At 40.7% G+C, this 19,614-nt stretch carries 23 protein-coding genes; 14 read left to right on the top strand and 9 right to left on the bottom strand.

Annotated elements, in window-relative coordinates; genetic code table 11:
* The first annotated feature begins 1 nt into the window (after nt 1).
* Nucleotides 2-367: an EamA family transporter gene (locus AC6H4V_RS01800; protein WP_497607235.1), complete on the top strand. Its 366-nt coding sequence runs from the start codon at nt 2-4 to the stop codon at nt 365-367.
* A gap of 110 nt (nt 368-477) precedes the next feature.
* Here AC6H4V_RS01800 and hemJ read toward each other — a convergent pair whose 3' ends face one another.
* Nucleotides 478-900, bottom strand: coding sequence for a protoporphyrinogen oxidase HemJ (gene hemJ, locus AC6H4V_RS01795; protein WP_428729178.1), 423 nt, complete (start codon nt 898-900; stop codon nt 478-480).
* A 1-nt stretch (nt 901) separates the two neighbouring features.
* Nucleotides 902-1,231, bottom strand: a complete 330-nt coding sequence (gene hpf / locus AC6H4V_RS01790) for a ribosome hibernation-promoting factor, HPF/YfiA family (RefSeq protein WP_497607234.1) — start codon at nt 1,229-1,231, stop codon at nt 902-904.
* Between the two features lie 191 nt (nt 1,232-1,422).
* On the opposite strand from hpf, the gene trpS reads away from it, so the two are divergent.
* Together trpS and AC6H4V_RS01780 are read left to right on the top strand one after the other, a co-directional pair.
* Nucleotides 1,423-2,388 (top strand): tryptophan--tRNA ligase, encoded by a 966-nt coding sequence (gene trpS, locus AC6H4V_RS01785; protein ID WP_497607233.1) that lies wholly within the window; start codon nt 1,423-1,425, stop codon nt 2,386-2,388.
* Nucleotides 2,388-2,825 (top strand): hemerythrin domain-containing protein, encoded by a 438-nt coding sequence (locus tag AC6H4V_RS01780; RefSeq protein ID WP_497607232.1) that lies wholly within the window; start codon nt 2,388-2,390, stop codon nt 2,823-2,825. Before trpS ends, AC6H4V_RS01780 begins: the two co-directional genes overlap by 1 nt.
* Here AC6H4V_RS01780 and argF read toward each other — a convergent pair.
* Both argF and hemB read right to left on the bottom strand, forming a co-directional pair.
* Complete coding sequence (argF, locus tag AC6H4V_RS01775; RefSeq protein ID WP_497607231.1) at nt 2,815-3,732, bottom strand: ornithine carbamoyltransferase; 918 nt, start codon at nt 3,730-3,732, stop codon at nt 2,815-2,817. The genes AC6H4V_RS01780 and argF overlap by 11 nt on opposite strands.
* Nucleotides 3,733-3,832: 100 nt before the next feature.
* The gene (hemB, locus tag AC6H4V_RS01770) at nt 3,833-4,804 is read right to left on the bottom strand and encodes a porphobilinogen synthase (protein ID WP_497607230.1); all 972 of its coding nucleotides are present in this window, start codon (nt 4,802-4,804) and stop codon (nt 3,833-3,835) included.
* 69 nt (nt 4,805-4,873) lie between these two features.
* Here hemB and ribA point away from each other — a divergent pair, with 69 nt between their 5' ends.
* The 5 genes from ribA to AC6H4V_RS01745 all read left to right on the top strand — a co-directional run bounded on the left by ribA (nt 4,874) and on the right by AC6H4V_RS01745 (nt 8,692).
* Nucleotides 4,874-5,437 (top strand): GTP cyclohydrolase II, encoded by a 564-nt coding sequence (ribA, locus tag AC6H4V_RS01765; protein WP_497607229.1) that lies wholly within the window; start codon nt 4,874-4,876, stop codon nt 5,435-5,437.
* A gap of 1 nt (nt 5,438) precedes the next feature.
* Complete coding sequence (gene rsmG / locus AC6H4V_RS01760) at nt 5,439-6,035, top strand: 16S rRNA (guanine(527)-N(7))-methyltransferase RsmG (protein ID WP_497607228.1); 597 nt, start codon at nt 5,439-5,441, stop codon at nt 6,033-6,035.
* Entirely contained in the window at nt 6,032-6,253 is a 222-nt protein-coding gene (locus AC6H4V_RS01755; protein ID WP_497607227.1) for a PP0621 family protein, read from the top strand. The genes rsmG and AC6H4V_RS01755 overlap by 4 nt, the downstream gene beginning before the upstream one ends.
* Nucleotides 6,250-6,642, top strand: a complete 393-nt coding sequence (locus AC6H4V_RS01750; RefSeq protein ID WP_497607226.1) for a hypothetical protein — start codon at nt 6,250-6,252, stop codon at nt 6,640-6,642. The genes AC6H4V_RS01755 and AC6H4V_RS01750 overlap by 4 nt, the downstream gene beginning before the upstream one ends.
* Before the next feature lie 82 nt (nt 6,643-6,724).
* Nucleotides 6,725-8,692, top strand: coding sequence for an EAL domain-containing protein (locus AC6H4V_RS01745; RefSeq protein ID WP_497607225.1), 1,968 nt, complete (start codon nt 6,725-6,727; stop codon nt 8,690-8,692).
* Here the strand turns inward: AC6H4V_RS01745 and AC6H4V_RS01740 are convergent.
* Nucleotides 8,685-9,704, bottom strand: coding sequence for an alanine racemase (locus AC6H4V_RS01740; protein ID WP_497607224.1), 1,020 nt, complete (start codon nt 9,702-9,704; stop codon nt 8,685-8,687). The genes AC6H4V_RS01745 and AC6H4V_RS01740 overlap by 8 nt on opposite strands.
* Nucleotides 9,705-9,720: 16 nt before the next feature.
* Here AC6H4V_RS01740 and AC6H4V_RS01735 point away from each other — a divergent pair, with 16 nt between their 5' ends.
* Together AC6H4V_RS01735 and AC6H4V_RS01730 are read left to right on the top strand one after the other, a co-directional pair.
* Complete coding sequence (locus tag AC6H4V_RS01735) at nt 9,721-10,716, top strand: agmatine deiminase family protein (protein ID WP_497607223.1); 996 nt, start codon at nt 9,721-9,723, stop codon at nt 10,714-10,716.
* A gap of 94 nt (nt 10,717-10,810) precedes the next feature.
* Nucleotides 10,811-11,896, top strand: a complete 1,086-nt coding sequence (locus AC6H4V_RS01730) for an AAA family ATPase (protein WP_497607222.1) — start codon at nt 10,811-10,813, stop codon at nt 11,894-11,896.
* A gap of 1 nt (nt 11,897) precedes the next feature.
* Here AC6H4V_RS01730 and AC6H4V_RS01725 read toward each other — a convergent pair whose 3' ends face one another.
* A complete protein-coding gene (locus tag AC6H4V_RS01725; RefSeq protein ID WP_428728947.1) occupies nt 11,898-12,026 on the bottom strand; it encodes a hypothetical protein in 129 nt (42 codons plus the stop codon).
* 93 nt (nt 12,027-12,119) lie between these two features.
* Here AC6H4V_RS01725 and AC6H4V_RS01720 point away from each other — a divergent pair, with 93 nt between their 5' ends.
* The 4 genes from AC6H4V_RS01720 (at nt 12,120) to AC6H4V_RS01705 (ending at nt 18,200) form a co-directional block, all read left to right on the top strand.
* On the top strand, nt 12,120-14,114 hold the full coding sequence (locus tag AC6H4V_RS01720) for a TonB-dependent receptor (protein ID WP_428728946.1): 1,995 nt from the start codon (nt 12,120-12,122) through the stop codon (nt 14,112-14,114).
* A 304-nt stretch (nt 14,115-14,418) separates the two neighbouring features.
* On the top strand, nt 14,419-15,480 hold the full coding sequence (ispG, locus tag AC6H4V_RS01715) for a flavodoxin-dependent (E)-4-hydroxy-3-methylbut-2-enyl-diphosphate synthase (RefSeq protein ID WP_497607221.1): 1,062 nt from the start codon (nt 14,419-14,421) through the stop codon (nt 15,478-15,480).
* Complete coding sequence (locus AC6H4V_RS01710) at nt 15,480-16,931, top strand: replicative DNA helicase (RefSeq protein WP_497607220.1); 1,452 nt, start codon at nt 15,480-15,482, stop codon at nt 16,929-16,931. Before ispG ends, AC6H4V_RS01710 begins: the two co-directional genes overlap by 1 nt.
* Complete coding sequence (locus AC6H4V_RS01705) at nt 16,932-18,200, top strand: ComEC/Rec2 family competence protein (RefSeq protein ID WP_497607219.1); 1,269 nt, start codon at nt 16,932-16,934, stop codon at nt 18,198-18,200.
* On the opposite strand, the gene AC6H4V_RS01700 is transcribed toward AC6H4V_RS01705, so the two are convergent.
* The 3 genes from AC6H4V_RS01700 to AC6H4V_RS01690 are packed head-to-tail and all read right to left on the bottom strand — an operon-like array spanning nt 18,141 to nt 19,605.
* The gene (locus AC6H4V_RS01700) at nt 18,141-18,965 is read right to left on the bottom strand and encodes a YihY family inner membrane protein (RefSeq protein WP_497607218.1); all 825 of its coding nucleotides are present in this window, start codon (nt 18,963-18,965) and stop codon (nt 18,141-18,143) included. The genes AC6H4V_RS01705 and AC6H4V_RS01700 overlap by 60 nt on opposite strands.
* Nucleotides 18,962-19,294: a HepT-like ribonuclease domain-containing protein gene (locus tag AC6H4V_RS01695; protein ID WP_497607217.1), complete on the bottom strand. Its 333-nt coding sequence runs from the start codon at nt 19,292-19,294 to the stop codon at nt 18,962-18,964. The genes AC6H4V_RS01700 and AC6H4V_RS01695 overlap by 4 nt, the downstream gene beginning before the upstream one ends.
* Nucleotides 19,291-19,605, bottom strand: a complete 315-nt coding sequence (locus AC6H4V_RS01690; protein WP_428728940.1) for a nucleotidyltransferase family protein — start codon at nt 19,603-19,605, stop codon at nt 19,291-19,293. The genes AC6H4V_RS01695 and AC6H4V_RS01690 overlap by 4 nt, the downstream gene beginning before the upstream one ends.
* Nucleotides 19,606-19,614: the final 9 nt, after the last annotated feature.

Genomic DNA, 19,614 nt, shown 5'->3' with positions numbered 1-19,614 from the left:
CATGGGATATTTCTATATTTTTGGAACAATCTTTTTTACGGTTTACGGACAGCTTATCATCAAGATGCGCATCGGCAACTACGGCTCACTGCCTGCCGAGACGATGGAGAAGTTATTTTTTTTACTCAAGCTTTTTTTAGACCCGTTTATCTTTAGCGGCTTTATCAGCGCATTTTTGGCTTCCATGTGTTGGATGGCAGCTATGACAAAGTTTGAGTTAAGTTATGCCTATCCGTTTATGGGGCTTACTTTTGTTATCGTGTTTTTATATTCGGTATTTTTTTTGGGAGAGAGTTTTAGTTTTTACAAACTCTTAGGATTATCGCTTATCGTTGCAGGGATTATCATAACTTCAAGAGCATCATGATAGTATATACTTCATCGGAAGCGGGACTTTAGTCCCGCCAAAAAAAGCACTATTTCATACTAATTCTAAGCGAGGCTAAAGCCTCACTTCCAAATGGTGCTTAACATCAATCAAAACGGTTTCATAATGACCATTGCCACAATTATTAGCAGTAAAATCGTCGGAACTTCATTGTAAGCTCTGAAAAATTTGCCGCTTTTTGTGCATTTGTCCTCTAAAAACTTCATGCGAAAGTGACCAAGCGAGAAGAAGTATGCCATCAAAATCGCAACAAACAAAATCTTTGTATGCAACCAGCCGTTACCTTTAAACCCGAGCTCAAATGCGAGATAAAAACCGCTAAGCAAAGTTGCCCACATAGCAGGCATCCCGATATACTTATAAATTTTCATCTCCATCACTTTTACGACCTTGACAAACCCCTCATTATCGGCATTTTCTGCATGATAGACAAAGAGGCGCGGCATATAAAAAAGTACTGCGTACCACGAGATAAACGAAAGTATATGAAACCATAAAATCCAGTCGTACATACTACTCGCTCACCACTTCTATCTCTTTTATAGAGGTAGCATGATGTGAAATCACTTTGTCATGAAGTCTGCGGAGTGCTTTTGATGCTCTGTCTATCGCCAAATCAATCGCACTATCCAAATTGTCATCCGCCTGATTAATAACCACCGGTTGTGCATGTGCTATATGGATATCAAACTCCACCAAAATCCCTTTTTTCTCTTTGTTGAGATTGACATTTACCGTCGTTATATCTAGTGAGTATTTTTTAAAAGCCGCAACCGCCGCCTCTATATGCGCCCTTGTATTGGCATGAAGTGTAATATCTTTTGCGTGAATCTGTACATTCATCTTCTATCCTTTGTATCTCTAAGATAGCCTTATGGTAGCGAAATAAAGTTAAAAAAAAGTATAATACCGCCTTAAATATTGAGAATGAACTTCCTACAAAACTAAAAACACGCTCACTAAGGCTTCACTTTGTTGCAGAATCGTTCGCTTAGTTTTTAGTTTTGTAGGAAGTTTTTTATTGGAGTAATTGTATGAGAGTTTTAACAGGGATTCAGCCATCTGGAGATTTGCATATTGGAAACTATTTTGGTTCTATCAAACAGATGGTAGAGGCACAAGCACAAAACCAAACTTTTGCATTCATAGCAAACTACCACGCACAAACAAGTGTGAGCGATGGCAAAAGGCTAGCAGAGCTTACCATGCAGTGCGCAACCGACTTTTTAGCCCTTGGTATCGACCCGCAAAAGTCTGTTTTTTGGGTGCAGTCCGATGTAAAAGAGGTACTTGAACTCTACTGGGTTTTGTCATCTTTTACACCTATGGGGCTTTTAGAGCGGGCGCACAGCTACAAAGACAAAATGGCAAAAGGCATCGCCGCAAACCACTCGCTCTTCTCCTACCCTGTTTTGATGGCGGCGGACATTCTGCTCTTTGGTTCAGAAGTCGTTCCAGTCGGAAAAGACCAGATTCAGCATGTCGAGATAGCAAGAGATATCGCCATAAAGTTTAACAACCAGTATGGAGACATCCTAACTATCCCGCAGTTCAAAGTTCAAGAAGAGGTTCAAACCGTACCTGGGATTGATGGACAAAAGATGTCTAAAAGTTATGGCAACATCGTCAATATCTTTGGAGAAGAGAAATCACAACTCAAAACCATCAAAAAAATCGTAACTCAAAATGTAGCGATGGAAGAGCCAAAAGAGTTTGAAACATGCAATGTTTACAACATGGCAAAACTCTTTTTGGAGGGCGAAAACCTCATAGCACTTCAAGAGCGATACAAAAGAGGCGGAGAAGGACATGGTCACTTTAAAGTCTATCTTGCGGAAGTCATGTGGGAGTATTTTAAAGATTTCAGACAAAAAAGAGAGTACTTCGAAACCCACCAAGACGAAGTCAGAGAAATTTTACAAGCGGGAGCCGCAAAAGCAAGAGAAGCCGCACTCCCTACGATTGAAAAGATTAGAAGTGTAACGGGGATAAAGTACTAATGTCCGATATAAAAGAGTTTTTGACAAACGACCACAGAGCATGCGATGAGGCATTTGCGGCGATGGAAGATGCCGTTGCGGCAAAAAGCAGTGATTCAGAGAAATTGTATGAGAACTTCTCCAACGACCTCGCAAATCACTTTAGCATGGAAGAGATAGTTCTTTTTCCTATGCTTGGGCAGGTGAGCAGCGAGGCAAGCAGCGCAACAAAAGCGATGGAAATGGAGCATGAACAGATGCGCTCACTTCTCTCAAAGATGCGCAAAGCAGTAGAGGAGATGGACAAAGAGAACTTTTTTTCACTCTCCGAAACCCTAATGATACTTATGCAACAGCACAATATGAAAGAGGAACAACTTCTCTACACACTAGCACAGCAGCACCTCGCAGAGGACGCAGACTATATCATCAGACAGATGCGTTCAGTTATCTATTAGCCAACCAAACCATCAACCCTTTTTGGGCGTGAAGCCTATTCTCTGCCTCATCAAAGACGATTTTTGAGTGTTTTTCAAAAACACTCTCGCTTACTTCATAGCCTCTGTAGGCAGGTAAACAGTGGAGGAACTTTGCGTTCTCTTGCGCCAAAGACATCATCTCATCATCAACCATAAAGCCTTTAAATGCTTGAATGCGCTGCTCTTTTTCGTCCTCTTGTCCCATGGAGACCCATGTATCTGTTGTGACGACCGTTGCGCCTTTTATCGCCTCTTTTGGGTCATTCATGGTTTTTATAACCGCACCGCTTGTCTTGGCAATCTCTAACGCATCTTGAAGTATCTTTGCATCTACTTCATAGCCCTTTGGCGTGGCAATTCTAAGCTCAAAACCTAGTTTTGCGGCAAGCATCATCCATGAGTGTGTCATGTTGTTTCCATCGCCCACATACGCCGCAACGATGTTTTCATGTGCGCCATGTTCTACCAAAGTCATATAGTCGGCTAAAAGTTGTACGGGATGGTAGGAGTCGGTTAAGCCGTTGATAACGGGGACTTTTGAGTAAGAGGCAAACTCCTCTATCATGGAGTGTTCAAATGTTCGTATCATAACCATGTCACACATGCTTGAAATCACTCTTGCAGTGTCTTTGACAGGTTCGCCTCGTCCTAAGTGGATGTCACGGTTGGACAAAAAGAGTGCATGACCGCCGAGTTGAAACATCCCCGTTTCAAAACTCACGCGGGTTCTTGTGGAGCTTTTTTCAAAAATCATGGCAAGCGTTTTGTTTTTTAACTCACCGTTGTAGATACCCGATTTGAGATTTTGCTTGATTTGCAGACCCAAATCAATGATTTCTAAAATCTCCTCTTTTGTAAAATTTCTAAGTGTTAAAAAATGTCTCAAAGCCATCCCTTTTGAAAAAAAATAAGCGTTTAGTTTATAACAATTTTCTTTAATCTTGCTACTAAAGTGGTTACGCTTTTATTACAAAGAGTGCAAAAGATTACTTTTGTAACATCTTTGCGACCTCTTTTGCGTGGTAAGAGATAATGATATCCGCTCCCGCTCTCTTAAAAGCAACCATCGTCTCCATGACAACTCTATCATAATCAATCAAGCCGTTCATGCCTGCAAACTTTATCATCGCATATTCGCCGCTTACATTGTAAACTGCCATCGGACGGGAGGTTGCATCTTTTATCTCACGCACGATATCTAGGTACGCCAAAGCAGGTTTTACCATAAGGATGTCCGCACCTTGCGCCTCATCGGCTATACTCTCCGCAATCGCCTCTCTTCTGTTTGCAGGGTCCATCTGGTATGACGCTCTATCGCCAAATGACGGAGCGGATTCTGCCACATCACGAAACGGTCCGTAGTATCCTGATGCAAATTTTGTGGAGTAGCTCATGATAGGGAGATTTTCATACCCCGCTTTGTCCAGTGCCTCACGCAAAGTCTGGATAATCCCGTCCATCATGCCCGAAGGTGCTATCATGTCAGCCCCCGCTTTTGCATGAACGATAGCCTGCTGTGCGGAGATACTAAGCGTTGCGTCGTTGTTTACTGTTTGGTGTTTTTCATCAATGATGCCGCAATGACCATGGTCTGTGTATTCGCAAAAACATAAGTCAGTCACGACAAACATCTCCGGATGCGCCTCTTTGATGGAGCGGATGGCTTTTGCGATGATACCGTGTTCACATAGAGAGTCTGAACCGATGGAGTCTTTTACATCGGGTATCCCAAAGAGTATGATGGCGTAAAGTCCAAGTTTTTTAAGCTCCTCGCACTCTTTTAAAACCTCATCAATGCTCATTTGAAACACCCCTGGCATAGATGCAACTTCTGTTTTTATCCCCTCTCCGCCTCTTACAAAAAGCGGATAGATAAAATCGTTTACGCCGACACTTGTTTCACGCACAAGTGAACGAAGATGGTTGTTGAGGCGTGTTCTGCGAAATCTTTGAAACATTATTAAACCTTTTAAGCTATAATTTTTGAAAATTTTACCCTTTTAAAAGTAAAAAACAAGGCATTGTAATTGAATATTGAAATTTCAGAGATAGCAAATTTACCCTCAAGATTTGGCGACTTTAAAGTCAAAGTCTTTAAAGAGGGTTGCAAAGAGCATTTGGTACTCTACAAAGAGCCGCTAGACGAAGTTCCTATCGTAAGAGTTCACTCTGAATGCTTAACAGGCGATGCGATGGGAAGTTTGAAGTGCGACTGTAGAGACCAACTCGAACACGCACTCAAACTTGCGTCAAAAACTAACGGCATGGTCATCTACCTCAGACAAGAGGGGCGAAATATCGGGCTTTTAAACAAGATAAACGCTTACGCACTTCAAGACAAAGGTCTCAACACCATTGAAGCAAATCATCAATTAGGATTTGATGCGGATGAGCGAACTTACGAAATCGTCCCTTTTATCCTTGCGCATTTTGGCATCAAAAAGATTAAACTGCTTACAAACAACCCAAAAAAGATTGATTCGCTCAGCGGTATCGAGATAGTAGAGAGAGTTCCTATCATCATGAAGTCAAACCCGCACAACGAGGGCTATCTGGCTGTAAAAAAAGATAGTATGGGGCATCTGCTTTAATATGATGGAAAATTTCTCAAGCCTCAAAGCCGCACTTTTAGAGTTAGATGCCACACTGCCGGAAAACTTTTTTTACAATATCCAAAAGTACAAAGAACGCCTCTCTCAGTGGAACAAAATCCACAATCTCACCGGTGCAAGAGATGAAAAAACCATTGATGCGTTCATTTACGACTCCATCTATCCCATCACTTTTTTGCCAAAAGTCAAAAACCTCTTAGACATCGGAACGGGTGCAGGTTTTCCAGGGCTTATCCTTGCTATGGGTCTGCCCGATACCAAAGTAACACTTGTAGAACCTCTGGCAAAACGTGCGAGTTTTTTACAGTTTATAAAGGCTGATTTGGGGCTTGGCAACGTCACCGTGATGCAAAAAAGAGTAGAAGAGATGCCAAGCGAAATCTTTGAGCTTGTTACTTCAAGAGCCGTTATAGAGACAAAAATGCTTCTGGAACTTAGCAAAAACTTCCGTGATGAACACTCAAAACTTCTTTTTTACAAAGGGGAGCGGGTTTATGATGAAGCTCCAAATGAGCTAAACTACAAAATCATAAAAACACAAAAGAGACACTATCTGCTAATCGGAGAAGAGATATGATATGGAAAATTTTACTTGTTGTAGGTGTGATTGCTCTTGTCTATTTTATGTTTATTAAAAAAAGACCCCAAGTGCAGAGTGATACAAAAAAAGATGCTCCAAAAAGCAGTGATATGGTTGAGTGTGCTACATGCGGTATCTACTGCGCTCTTGATGACACCATCGTCAGTAACGGCAAATACTACTGCTCCAAAGAGTGTTTGGAGAAGATAAAATGATATTTTTTGGACATAGATTTATAGAGAGTGAGAGTTTTTACCATATCTGCTGTATAGAGGCGATAGAAAACACACCTCCATCCTGCACACTCTACGCTGAATTTAGCGAAAACAACCTTGATGTTATAGAGTATATGAAGCGCAATCAACTCCCCTTTGCACTCTCTATCCAAAACATCACGGAGCTTCTCTACGCATCGGCTTTAGGTGCTTCTTACATCATTGTAGAGAAAAATTTGGCAAAAACTGCTCAAAACATCGCACAAGAGTATCTTATGGATGCAAAAATCCTAGCTTTCATTTTAGAAGAGGAAGATATAGAAGAGCTTGCACTTCTTGGGATTGATGGCGTGCTCTTTCCCAATGCAATCGTAAAAATCAACTCTTAAGAGATTTCAAGAGACATTTTAGGTACTTTTACAAATGTTTTAGGCTATAATGGAGACAAGATTTTAAAAATGGTTTCATACAATGCGTACTTTAAATAGAAATTTTTTAAAAATTATCCCTCTGCTTTTCTTGCTTATTGGAGCAACGAAAATCACTTACATCTATTTTGAGACCAAAGAACGTGAAGCTGATTTTGCAAAAAAAGAGGCGGAGGTTCTCAACAGTTACGCCGTTGAAAACAGAAACTACTACCAACAACTTTTCTTAGATGGAACGATTCGCTTAGATGAAAAATCTCTTCCTGCTCTTCCAGCCTACAGTTCACATCCTATATCTCAGAGATTTTCACAAAACAATCCGCTTCAAATCATCCTTGCGACTGTTTCAGACAGAGCAAGAAATCCAAAAAATCTCGCAGATGCGGAGGAACAAAAAGCGATAGCCTTTTTCAAGCAAAACCCAAAAGAGGAGTTTTACTTCAACGCGCAAAACAACAACCTCTACCAGTACGCAAGTGCTCTTCGAGTTACACCTGTTTGTCTTGAGTGCCACGGAGCAAAAGAGAAAGCGCCTCTTTACATACAAGAGCGCTATGACGCTGCTTATGACTACAAACTTGGTGATGTACGCGGTATCATCAGCATACAAATCCCAAAAAGTGCATTGAGCGGCTATTTTTTCAAAGACTTTTTCAAATCTGCTTTTTATGATTTTGTCCTCTTTTTGCTTCTCTTTTTGGGAATAACTTACCTTCTGAAGTACTCAAAAAAGATAAATGACATCTTAGAAAGTAAGATAAAAGCAAAAACAGATGAGCTTCGAGACTCCTTTTTTCAAGACAGACTAACCAACCTGCCAAACAGACTTAAACTTATAGAAGATATAGAAACCAGCACATCTAAGGATGCTTCACACTTAGCGCTGATCAATATCGATGCATTTAAAGATATCAATGACCTCTACGGGTATGATATAGGTGATGCGATTTTAGTGCAGGTCTCCAAACGTATCCGAGAGTTTTGCACAAACAAAAACACCGTTTATAAACTCCCAAATGATGAATTTGCCGTTTACACAAGAATGGGCATCTCTGAAGAGGAGTTTTTCTCTGGAATGAAGCTTCTGCTTGACACCATAAGCGAGAAAAAATTTGAAGTAGAAAATCACTCTATTTTTATCTCTTTTAGTTGTGGTATCGCTTCAAATAAAGAGGCACTCCTTATCAAAGCAAACACAGCACTGCAAATCGCAAAAAACAATGCGAAAAATATCGTTGTTTACAAAGATTCACTCGATGCAAAAGAGCAGATTACTAAAAATGCGGATGCTCTTTTAACGCTTAAAGAGGCGATTACACATAACCGTATCACTCCATTTTTTCAGCCGATTTATAGCACACGAAACAGACGTATAGAGAAGTACGAATCTCTTGCGCGCATCATCAAAGAGGATGGAAGTATCATCATGCCGTTTGCATTTTTAGATATCGCTATCAAGTCAAAACTCTATCCTGAGATTACCAAAGCGATGATTGTAAAAACTTTTGCGTTTTTCAAAGATAAAGAGTATGAGTTCTCTATCAATCTCTCTATCCTTGATATACAAAACCAAGAGATACTCAAGTTCATCCTAACGCAAATCCAAGCATTTCATGTGCCACAGCACATAGTTTTTGAGATTCTTGAGAGCCACAAGATAGAGAACTATCAAGAGATGAAGAGTTTTATCAAAGAGGTAAAAAAACATGGATGTAAAATCGCTATCGATGATTTTGGAAGCGGTTACTCCAACTTCTCACACATCTTTGAACTCAATGTTGACTACCTCAAAATCGATGGTTCACTCGTAAAGTTCATCACAATCAATGAAAGCTCAAGGATTATCGTCAAAACCATCGTTAACTTTGCCTCCAACTTAGGACTTAAAACTATCGCTGAGTTTGTAGAGGACAAAGATGCACTAGAGATGCTTGAGAAGATGGGCGTGGACTTTGTGCAGGGGTACTACATAGGAAAACCAAGCAACGCACTTTGTGAAGATTTTAGATAACCTCTCTTTTGAGGTGCGCTTTGAGCGATGTCAAAACCTCATAACTGATAGTTTTTGCATAAGATGCCGCAACTCTCGCATCGTCAAAAATCAGCAACTTCTCTTGTGTGCTTAAAAACGAGCTGTTGTCCATAGAGATACGACCGACAAGTTCTACTCCGTGTGGAGTTTTGTAGCCATTTTGCGCACAAATACGTAAAAACCCATCTCCATATCCAAAATCATAGTTGCCCACAACACTCTCTTGTGTAAGCACACCATCACCGCCGTACCCTACTCTACTCCCATCTTGAAGTACTCTTTGAGAGAGTTTTTTTGCATAGAGAGACAAAACAGGCTTAAAATGCTCTGTTCCAAAAGCCTCTGGAAGCTCCAAACAGCCATACGCTGCAATCCCCACCCGTGCCATATCTTCATCAAAATCTACATATCTAAAGAGAGAAGCAGAGTTTGAGGAGTGAAATCGAAGCGCTCCAAAACCAAACTTTTGTGCAAGTCTTTGCGCCTCTGCTTTTGCCTTTTGAAAGTTCTCTTTCTGCCAAAACCACTCACTTGTAAGTTCATCGGCACTTCTATGGTGCGTAAAAAGCCCCTCCAAAATCAGCTCTGCTTTTTTTATACGTAAAAATGCCTCTTCCATTTCACGCATATCTACGCCGTTGCGGTGCATCCCCGTATCGACTTTTAGCTCTACTTTTGTCTCTTTTGGGAATTTTTCTATACTTTTGATGTCGTTAATGGTGTAGCGTACTTTTTGGCTAACACTTGTAGGTATCTCACCCAAAACCAAAATATACTCAAAGTACCCTTCTACCTTTTGCGCCTCATCCATCGTGCGCACCACTGCTTTTTTGATACCGTATTCCCGTGCCATTGACGCCATCTCCAAAAGCCCGTGTCCATACGCATTGTCTTTTAGAACAAGGGCGATTTTATCTACGCTTTTGGTACGTTTTGCAATAATGTCGAGGTTATTAAAAAAATTGTTTTTATTTAAAATTATGTAAGCCATAGGGGAATTATACCAAATGAAAAGATTTATCGCAGAGTTCCAAGAGCAGAGTTTTACGCAGATTATCTTTCCACACGCAAGGAGCGACTGGGCGGCGTACCTAGAAGAGGCGGAGGAGACATTTGTCAACATTATAAACGCCATCATCCGCTACCAAAAGTGTCTAGTTGTTTGCGATAATATCGAGAGTGTCAAAAGCCGCTTTACACCGCATGAAAACCTCTTTTTTGTAGAGTACGAGACAAACGACACATGGGCGAGAGACTGCTCTGTTTTGTGTGTAGAAGATGGAAGCGACATAAAGTTGCTTGATTTTACTTTTACTGGCTGGGGCGGGAAGTTTGAAGCATCCAAAGACAACGCCATGAGCCAAGCAATATCACATCGTTACGGCAAAAAACTCACTACAATCGACCTCATTTTAGAGGGTGGCGGCGTGGAGAGCAACGGCGTGGAGACTATCTTAACCACTTCGGAGTGCATGCTCAACAAAAACAGAAATGCGCACCTTGAAAAAGAGGAGATGACAAAAATCCTCCAAGAGGAGTTTGGCATGAGCCGCATCCTCTACCTCGACCACGGCTATCTTGCAGGAGATGACACCGACTCGCACATCGACACGCTAGCACGATTTGTCGATGAGAAAAGCATCATGTATGTCAAATGCGATGATGAGAATGACGAACATTACAAAGAGTTGAAGCTGATGGAAGAGGAGTTGCAGACTTTTGCAAAAGAGTACGACTTTAGACTTATAGCACTTCCGATGAGTGACGCATGTTACTTTGAGGATGAGAGACTACCTGCAACCTATGCAAACTTTTTGTTTGTAAACGGTGCGGTTTTAGTTCCGACTTATGGTGTAAAACAGGATGAAGAGGCGTTAGAGATTTTTAGAGAAACTTTCCCGGAGAGAGAGATAGTGGGCATCAACTGCTTTGCACTCATTAAACAGCACGGCTCACTTCACTGCGTTACTATGAACTTTGCAAAGGGAGTAGAGCTTATTTAAATAAGTATTTAAAATTAAATACTTTTAGTCTTGACTTTGGCAAACACTTTACACTATACTTTTGGTATCTAAATACAAATACTAAGAGGATTTTATGCACTCACCTTTTCCCTACGACAGACTAAGCACTCTAGAAGAGTTTTTTGGAAGGGAAGAGGAGCTTGAAAAGCTCGCAAATACTGTAAAGTACTCCAACAATCTTCTTATCCACTCCAAAAGAAGAATGGGAAAAAGTTCGCTTATAAACTACTTTTTTGAGCAGCACAAAGAGGATTATTTATGCATCTATGTAGATATTTTTGACATAACTTCAAAAGAACATTTTGCGCATTCGCTACTTAGGGCATTTTCAAACTCACATAAATCAGATATAAAAACAACCATTAAAAATCTCACCGCACTCTTTAAAAGAGTACGCATAGAACCCTCAATAGACCCTGCCACGCTTGAGTACTCCATAAAACCAATAGTGGCAACACTTAGTTTTGAAGAGATGATGGATGATTTTTTTGACTCCATGACCACGCTTAGTAAAAGCAAGCAGATAGTCTTAGCCATAGATGAGTTTCAGCAGATTGCAAACATCACGGATGTAAAACTAGATGCACTGCTTAGAAAATATATACAAAACAGAGAAAATATCTCCTATATATTTTTGGGTTCAAAAAGGCATATGCTGACATCGCTTTTTGAGTACAAAGCACCGCTATACGAACTTGCAACACACTATGAACTCCAACCTTTAAAAGTTGATGACATCTACAACTATGCAAAAAGGTTTTTAGATTTAGATACCGATATGGTTGATTATATCTATGAAAAAAGTGACGGCGAGACAAAGATGGTGCAAAACATCTTGCACTTACTTTACATAAACAGAGAAAAAAAAGTCTCCAAAGAGCTTATCGATGAAGCCATAAATGAGATACTAGGCTCAAAAGATTCAAGCTATAAAATCATCTTTGACACACTAAATAATAATCAAAAAATAGCTCTAAAAATAGTAGGTAAATATAAACGAGGTTTTTTTGCAGCACCTATTTTAAACGAATACAACATAAAAAAGCAGACGCTTCAGTCAGCTATCGATGCTCTATTTAAAAAAGAGTTTATTGACAAAGAGGGTGACAAATACTTTATACCCGATAGAAGTTTAGAACTTTGGGTAGAGAATTTATAGCTTATTTAGCCTCTACCTCTTTTTTTTCTTCTTGATTTAAAATCTCAAATCCGCTGTACATCAAATAAGCCGAGAGGCTTAAACCTAAAAGTATTAAAATGATTCGTTTTATTTTTTCTATTTTGCTCATAGCGCAATTTTAACATGAAAACAACAAAAAATTAACATATTTGTAACACTATGTTTATATAATTAACTAATTTTAAAAATTAAGGTTAGTTATATGATAAGCAAAAAAATCATTCCATTATCGTTAGTAGCGGTAGCTGTTTTGGGGGCAAACGAAGTAACGCTTCCAAATGTCAATGTTGAATCAACCATGATTACAGAGGTAAGCCAAAATGCGCAAGTGTCAGCAGATTTGGCTCAAGCACTCAGTTCAAGCGTGCCTAGTATCGATATGAGCCGCCGTAGCGGAATCGCAAACGATATCTATATCCGTGGACAAAAAAGAGACAACATCTCTGTTGATATCGACGGTACAAAAGTGTGCGGCGCATGTGTCAACAGAATGGATCCGCCTACATCACATATCCTCACAAACCAGATTGAGACGGTAGAGGTAGTTGAAGGACCTTACGATGTTGAAAATTTTGGTACACTCAGCGGTGGTCTTAAAATCACTACAAAAAAACCGACAATGAAACCTCAAGCAGAGGTTAACTTTGGCATCGGAAGCTGGGGATATAAAAAGATAGGAGCAAGTGCAAGTGGCGGTACAGAGCGCATCCGCGCACTTATCAGCGCATCGTATGAGACGGGTGATCAGTATGAAGATGGAGATGGTGACACGCTAGCAGAGCAGATTGATAGAGCAGTTGCCAACGGTTCAGCACCTGCTGGCTCAAAATTTCAATCTCAATACAAAAATATCGAGGCATACACAAAAAAGAGTGTCATGACAAAACTTTTTGTTAAAACGCTTGAAGATCAAGAGCTTCGCCTCAGCTACACAGGCAACAGAAGCGACGGTGTCATTTATGCAAACTCCAAAATGGACGCGGCGTATGATGACTCCAACATCTACAGCATGGAGTACAACATCGACGATATCACCAAAGAGTACAAAAATATCAATCTTCAGTACTACTACTCTGATGTTGACCATCCGATGGATACAATGTATAGAATGTCAGGTGCTACAAGCTACAGCACAAACCATCTTAAAACTTCTATGCAGGGTGTGAAACTTAAAAATAGTTTTGAACTAGAGAGCTATAAATTTTTACTTGGACTTGACGGAAGTAGAAGAACTTGGGAAGGTGAAAAATACGCTACAAGCGTGGCAACAGGTGTTGTAACACCAATGGGTGTGAGCCTTACTCCAACCAAAACAGAAAACAAAGCCATTTTCGCAAAAGCAGAGAAGAGCTTTGGAGACCTAAAAATCGAAGCAGGTTCAAGATTTGATGCCACTGAGATAGATCCTGACGATGTCTCAAAAAATGAAAATGAGTACACAGCCTTAAGTGCAAATATCATAGCTACTTATAAACTTGATGCAAAAAATAGCGTTTTTGTAGGTTTTGGTTCTTCTGCACGTGTTCCAGATGCTAGAGAACTCTATCCAACAGTTGACAATATTACAGGAAATCAAAACCTCAAACAGACAAAAAACAGAGAGCTTGACTTGGGGTATGAAGCAGCGTATGAGAGTTTTACATTTAAAGCAAAAACATTCTACTCGATGCTTGAGGACTACATCTATCTCAAACACACATCACCGACGGCTTACACATTTGAAAATATCGACGGTACAGTCTATGGTGTAGAACTAAGCGGCTCTTACTTTGCGACAGACGATATCACACTTGACGCAAGTGCATCTTACAAACGAGGCAAAAAAGCTTCTACTGCTACACAGCCAGACAGAGACCTCGCAGATATGGCTCCATTAAGAGGTAAGGTAGGAGTAAACTATGAGTACAAAAAAGATTCTCAGGCAACACTCGAGATGCAAGCATCCGACAAATGGGATGATATCGATAGTGATAGCGGAGAGCAAGAGCTAAGTGGTTGGAGTATTTACAATGCAAAAATCAAACATGCTATCGACAAAACAACAACGCTTACAGTAGGGGTTAACAATATTTTTGACACAACGTACATTGAGAGCAACTCTTATGTTGACTTAATTTTACTAAATTCAAGTGGCGCAACAATGCTTCTCAATGAACCAGGAAGATATTTCTACACAAACTTAACTTTCAAGTTTTAAAAACGCTTCAGCCTGACTTTGTGTCAGGTTGACTTTTTGATTGAAAAAGATTATAATTTTTGTGCGATTATCACTTTTCTATTAAGACAATGGAGCGGTAAAAATAAGGTCAGAGGAAGTCATGAGCCTCTGGCCTTTTTTTTTGCCCTCCAAAGTCTTAATAAGGGGGTTCTTTATGGATAAGCTGATAATCGCCATTTTGCTTATGTGCATCTTCGCACCGTTACTTAGGTAACGCCAAGGGGTCTTTGCCCCTTGCCCCCATAAAAGCATTTTTTTAGTCCAATCTGGCTAAAATCTCCCTATGATAAAAAGATACCCAACCAAAAAAATATTTGTCGGCAGTGTTGCAGTTGGCGGTGATGCGCCTATCAGTGTGCAGTCTATGACATTTTCAAAAACTGCTGATGTGGCAAGTACGGTAGAGCAGATAAAACGCCTTCACTTTGCAGGGTGCGACATTGTGCGTGTTGCCGTTCCTGAGATGGAAGATGCGCTAGCCCTTAAATCCATCAAAGAGCAAATCTCCCTTCCTCTTGTAGCAGATATCCACTTTAACCACCGTTTAGCACTTGTGGCGGCGGAAGTGGTTGACTGCATCCGCATAAACCCCGGCAATATCGGTTCAAAAGAGCGTGTCAAAGAGGTAGTCAAAGCGTGTCAAGCACGCAACATCCCCATCCGTATCGGGGTAAATGCAGGAAGTTTGGAAAAAGAGTTTTTAAACAAATATGGACAGACTTCAGAGGGGATGGTGGCTTCAGCTGAGTACAACATCAAATTTTTAGAGGATTTGGGGTTTGATGACATCAAAATCTCCCTCAAAGCAAGTGACGTTCAAAGAACGGTTGATGCTTACCGAATGTTACGTCCAAAAAACAGCTACCCGTTTCATCTAGGCGTTACAGAGGCGGGAACACGCTTTCATGCAACCGTAAAAAGTGCTATCGGTCTTGGCACACTTCTGCTTGATGGCATCGGCGATACGATGCGAGTGAGCATCACTGGAGAGCTTGAAGAGGAGATAAAAGTTGCCCGTGCCATCCTCAAAGACAGCGGTGCGGCAAAAGACGGGCTTAACATCATCTCATGTCCCACATGCGGACGCATCGAGGCGGATTTGGTAAGTGCCGTGGGCGAGATAGAAGAGAGAACTGCACACATCAAAGCACCGCTCAATGTCTCGGTGATGGGGTGTGTCGTAAACGCCATCGGCGAGGCGGCACATGCGGATGTGGCTATTGCCTATGGCAAAGGAAAAGGGCTTGTGATGGTCAAAGGCGAAGTGGTCGCAAATCTTGATGAGGACAAACTTGTCGATAGATTTGTAGCAGAGGTCGAAAAAATGGCGAGAGAGCTGAACTAATGCAAGAAAATCTTTATAACCTCGCCTTTGAGCGAAGCATCTTAAGCTCTATCATCTTTGAGCCAAGTCAGTTTGACGAGCTAAGTTCACAACTCAAAAAAGATGATTTTTACCTCCCTGCCCATCAAGATATCTTCCACGCTATGACACTTCTTTTGCAAAAAGATCAGCCTATAGATGAAGAGTTTATCAAAAAAGAGCTTATCCGCTTAAAGAAGTTTGATGAGAGCGTGATGCTTGAAATCCTCTCTGCAAACCCTATCTCCAACACAAAAGCCTATGTCGATGAGATAAAAGACAAATCCCTCAAACGCCACCTCCTAACCCTCACCACAGAGATAAAAAGAGTGACGGTCGAAGAAGAACTCTCAAGTGCGGAAGTTATCGACATCGTTGAGAAAAAACTCTATGAGATAACTCAAAACAGCCAAACTAGCGACTTCAAAGACTCTCCAAAGATGACGTTTGACACCATGGAGTACATCAAAGAGATGAAAGCCCGTGGCAACAGCGTCTTAGTCGGCGTGGACACAGGTTTTCATGAACTCAACAAGATGACGACGGGTTTTGGAAAAGGGGATTTGGTTATTGTAGCAGCACGTCCTGCTATGGGTAAAACCTCTTTTATCCTCAACACAGTAAACAACCTCATCGTTCAGGGCAAAGGAGTGGCGTTTTTCTCGCTTGAGATGCCGGCAGAGCAGTTGATGCTTAGGCTTTTGTCTATCCAAACTTCCATACCGCTTCAAAAATTGCGTGTGGGAGATATGAACGATGAGCAGTGGAGTTCGCTAAACGGGGCGATTGACAGGATGAACGGCGCGAAACTCTATGTCGATGATACGGGAAGCATCAACATCAACCAGCTCCGCTCCAAACTTCGCAAACTCAAAAACCAACATCCTGAAATCGAGATAGCCGTTATCGACTATTTGCAGATTATGCAGGGGATTGGAAGCCAAGAGCGACACCTGCAAGTATCAGATATCTCTCGTGGGCTTAAGATGTTAGCACGTGAGCTAAATATGCCTATCGTAGCACTCTCCCAGCTTAACCGTGGACTTGAGAGCAGAAACGACAAACGCCCGATGCTCAGCGATATCCGTGAATCAGGCTCTATCGAGCAGGATGCAGACATCATCCTTTTTGTTTACCGTGACGATGTTTACCTCTACAAAGAGGAAAAAGAGCGTGAAAAAGCGGCAAAATCAGAGGGCAAAGAGTTTACTCCGACCTACATTGAGCGTGATGAAGAGGATGCAGAGATTATTATCGGCAAGCAGAGAAACGGTCCTACTGGGCATGTGAAACTCATCTTCCACAAAAAACTCACCCGTTTTGTCGATGCAACACCACACTTCCGCTCTGTTGAAACCGTCTTTGAAAATGTGGATACCCGCTCCGCCAATATCGGCTTTGGCAACGACACCATCTCAATGCCTCCTCTGTAGATGCTAGAGAGAGTCTCGCTTTTTAACTCATGGCGGGATTTCTTCTTTTTTCTTTTTTCCTCCTTTTTAATCCTCAGTCTATCGCTTCTTTTTGAGTACCAAAACTACAAAGAGTTTATCCGTTTTGACTCGGCACTCGTTGAAGCAACCGTACTCAAGCAGTACGAAAAACAAAAGGGCAAACGAAAATATCAGGTACTTAAGCTCAAAAGCAGTGAGGGCATTACATTTTACACTACCGCTAAAAAATCACTGCCGGATATGAAAAACAGCCGCCTTAAAATGGAGATTTGGGCAAAGGATCTTACCTTTTTTGGCTACCTTAACTCCTTTTATGCCTTTAGCAAAATCCTCTCCACAGAGGAGAACAACACTACAAAAGAGAGGGTAAACGCCTTTATCGCCTCCGCACATGAAAATGCCTTGATGGGCAATATATATCAAGCACTCTACACAGCCGAAGAGGTAGATCAAAAGACACAAACCGCTTTTTCAAATCTTGGAGTGTCACATATCGTCGCTATCAGCGGCTTTCACCTTAGCATCTTAAGTGCATTACTCTACTTTTTAATTAAGCCTCTTTATGGTTTTGCGCAAGGGCGGTTTTTTCCATACAGAAACTCAAAACTGGACATTTTTGTGATTGTTGCGATTGTTCTTTTTGCCTATACGCTATTTTTGGATGCACCACCATCGCTTGTGCGCTCTTTTGGTATGTTTTTGGTAGGATTTTTTCTTTACGATAGAGGTATCAAGATAGTTTCCATGCAGACGCTTTTTGTTACCATCATACTTCTGCTTGCATTTTTCCCACGCCTTGCATTTTCTCTTGGTTTTTGGCTCTCCGCTGGCGGGGTCTTTTATATCTTTTTATTTTTGATTCACTTTAAAAATCTTAACCTTTTTTGGCAGATGGTAGGAGTTTCAGTCCTCGTGTATCTCTATATGATTCCCGTGGCACTATACATTTTTCAAAACTTTAGCATCTACCACCCATTTTCCATCATCCTCTCCATGCTCTTTACGCCATTTTACCCGCTTAGCATATTGGCACATTTTATAGGATTTGGCGATTTTTGCGACCCTTTTTTACTTTGGCTGATGGCATTAGGGGAAGATGGCGCAAAAGTTGAGTTGCATCTTTGGCTCTTTTTACTCCACATAGCACTCTCTTTCGCCGCCATCTACAACAAAAAGGCGATGTGGGGATTAACCCTCTTTAGCGCCCTTATTTTTATATACGCTATGTATCAAGTGGCAGAGTTTTAACCCATAGATAAAAATTATCCACGACGCATAAATCCATAAAAAAAGAAACATAAGGATAGAAAAAGAGCCGTACATAGTCTCGTACGCTTTGTTATAAAAAACATAGTAGATAAAGAGGTTTTTGGCGACACTAAAAACAACAGAAGCTACAAAAGAGCTTATAAGTGAAGCTTTTACGTTGACTTTCACATTTGGTGCTATCTGAAATACAAGAAAAAAGAGCGCCCAAAGAATGAGATATGGTACATATGGGAGGATGTTTATATCAGCCACATATTCGCTATGTGCCATAAGATTTGCGACATACCCAGTTATGTAAAAAGAGACTCCAAGCCCGATGGGTGTGAGCGTCAGAAGCGTCCAAAATGTCGTCACACTCTCCCAAATCCCACGCACCTTTGCATGAAAAATCTTGTTTGCAATGTACTCAAAGTTTTGAAAAAAGAGAAGCGATGAGACAACAACCGCTGCAAAACTTACCGTACTCATCTCAACAGAGTTTTGTAAAAAACCATTGATATGCTCCATCACCGCCTCAGAGTTAACGGGCATAATGTTTGAGAAAATAAACTCTTGAAGCCTCTCATACTGCTGCGAAAAATTTGGCATAGAAGTAAAAAGAGTAAGCGTAATCAAAAGAAGCGGTACAAGCGTAAAGATAGTATAAAAACTAAGGCTCGCCGCATAAAAAGCTAGGTCTTTGTCTAAAAAAAGAGCAAAAAGTAACTTTGCCCTCTCGTAGAGTTTTCTACTCTCTATCATCATAATTTTAAGAGTTGTTCTTTTAGCTTTGGCATATGAACTCTAAGCACTATCTCTAAAATTTCATCATCTACGCTATCATAATCATGTGCTATAAAATTTCGAACGGCATTCAAACCCTTGAGATCATTTTTGTCTATTTGTGAGAGGAGTTCAAACTCATTCTCATCTTTAAGTTTATTGAACTGCTCTGCTATCGTTATGATTTGCATTCTTATAGCAGGTTTGAGAATCCTATCTTCAAGCGCTTGAACAATCTTTCCATCTTTTTGTGCTATGAAAAACTCTATATCGTCGATTTTATTTAAAATTGCTTTTATTCTCTCTTTCACACCAAAACCTCCTCATTCTTTAGGCTTTGTTGCATCAGAGTGTTTTTAGCGTTTGATGGTATAAAATCTATCTTTTTTTTCAACTCTTTTTGCAGTTCTTCTTTAAATTCATCTATTTTTAGAAGTTTTGCAAAAGCGTTATCTTTAAAAAATCTCTCGTGGTCTATCTTGTATGTCAAGTCGATATCACTAAAATCATCCGCATTTCCACGAGCATAAGAGCCAAAGAGACTTACTACTCTAAAACCCTCATCTTCATGCACTTCATTGAAATTTTTTAAAGTTTTTAGGATATTTTCTCTACTTAACATCGCTAGCCC

It is taken from the genome of Sulfurimonas lacustris (assembly GCF_059705355.1).
The sequence above is the reverse complement of the archived record's forward strand: the minus strand, read 5'-3'. Positions and strand labels throughout refer to the sequence as shown.